The organism is Streptococcus mitis (assembly GCF_946190065.1).
GTDB lineage: Bacteria > Bacillota > Bacilli > Lactobacillales > Streptococcaceae > Streptococcus > Streptococcus mitis_DE.
This window is the reverse complement of sequence record NZ_CAMHZD010000040.1, coordinates 1-1,441: the sequence shown is the minus strand read 5'-3', so window position 1 is coordinate 1,441 and position 1,441 is coordinate 1. Positions and strand designations below refer to the sequence as shown.

General features: G+C 35.3%; 1 protein-coding gene. It reads right to left on the bottom strand.

The genetic code is table 11. The features are described 5' to 3' along the window. Nucleotides 1-33 precede the first annotated feature (33 nt). Nucleotides 34-1,382 (bottom strand): IS3 family transposase gene (locus OCF96_RS09825; protein WP_261447051.1). Its coding sequence is split into 2 segments (ribosomal slippage): nucleotides 34-932 and nucleotides 932-1,382, totalling 1,350 coding nucleotides; the frame shifts between segments, so codons are not numbered across the junction. Nucleotides 1,383-1,441 lie beyond the last annotated feature (59 nt).

Here is a 1,441-nt window from a genome sequence, read left to right as displayed (position 1 = left end):
ATTGTACTGACCCCAAAAAGTTAGACAATTAATTTAAGCAAAGGATTTAGTTCTGTATTGTACAGGGCTAAGTCCTTTTAGTTTTACCTTAATTCGTTTGTTGTTGTAGTAATCAATATAGTCTACAATAGCTTGTTCCAAGTGTTCAAGTGACTGAAACGTATTCTCATAACCATAAAACATTTCAGACTTAAGAATGCCAAAGAAAGATTCCATCATACCGTTATCTGGACTATTTCCCTTACGTGACATAGATGGTTGGATTCCCTTATTCTTTAAAAAATGATGATAAAAATCGTGTTGGTATTGCCATCCTTGATCACTATGGAGAATTGTATTTTCGTAATGGTTCTCTGTAAAGGCTTGTTCTAGCATAGCTTTCATTTGTACTAAGTTCGGCGAAGTAGAAAGATTGTAGGAGATAATTTCGCTGTTAAAGCCATCTAAAACTGGTGATAAATAAAGCTTTTGGCTGCTTGCTGGAATGGCAAATTCTGTCACATCTGTGTAGCACTTTTGCATTGGTTTGGTTGCTTCAAATTGACGTTGAATAAGATTATCTGCTTTCTTGCCAACCTCTCCTTGGTATGAAGAATACTTCCGTTTACGGCGAATTCGAGCCGTTAAACCAAGTACTTTCATCAGACGCTGCACCTTCTTATGGTTCACTACGAAGCCACGATTTCGTAATTCTAGAGTCATGCGACGATAGCCGTAATTTCCTTTGTGCTCAGTATAAATTGACTGAATTTCAGCTTTAATATCATAATCTTTATCGCTTTGATCCAGCTGTTTTAAGTGGTAATAATAAGTTGAACGGGCAAGTTTAATAATCTTTAGAAGGATATCTAAAGAAAACTCTGTTACCAGTCCTTGAACAATTTCCGTTTTTCTTCTTGCTCCTTTTCGTCTCTCAATCGGAGTTCTCTCAACTTTTTTAGAATGGCATTCTCCGCTCTCAAGTACTCATTTTCTGCTTGAAGACGTTCTAATTCTGTCATATCTTCAAATCTCTTCTTTGGCTTACGTCCCATTTTAGGTGGTCTCCCTCTTGTTTTCTCAACAATAGTATACCCGTTTTTCTTATATTGTGCCAGCCAATTCGAAAGTAATCCACTACTTAGAAGAGCATAATCCAGAGACGCCCTAATTTGTGAATGCCCCTCAAGAAGAACTTTATCAATGATCTCTTGTTTTAGTTCAGGAGAATAGTAACAATTCTTTCCTTTTTTGACGAACTCTATTCCGTAACGATCAATCAATTTAATCATGTACTGAAGATTAGAAATGTTTATCCTAAATTGATTTGAAAGTTGTCTAAAGCTCTCTCCTTTCTTTCTTAATTCATATATTTGAACTTTATCTTCATAAGTTAATTTCATAATAAAAACACCCCAAAAGTTAGATTTTTATGTCTAACTTTTGGGGTGCAGTTCACATT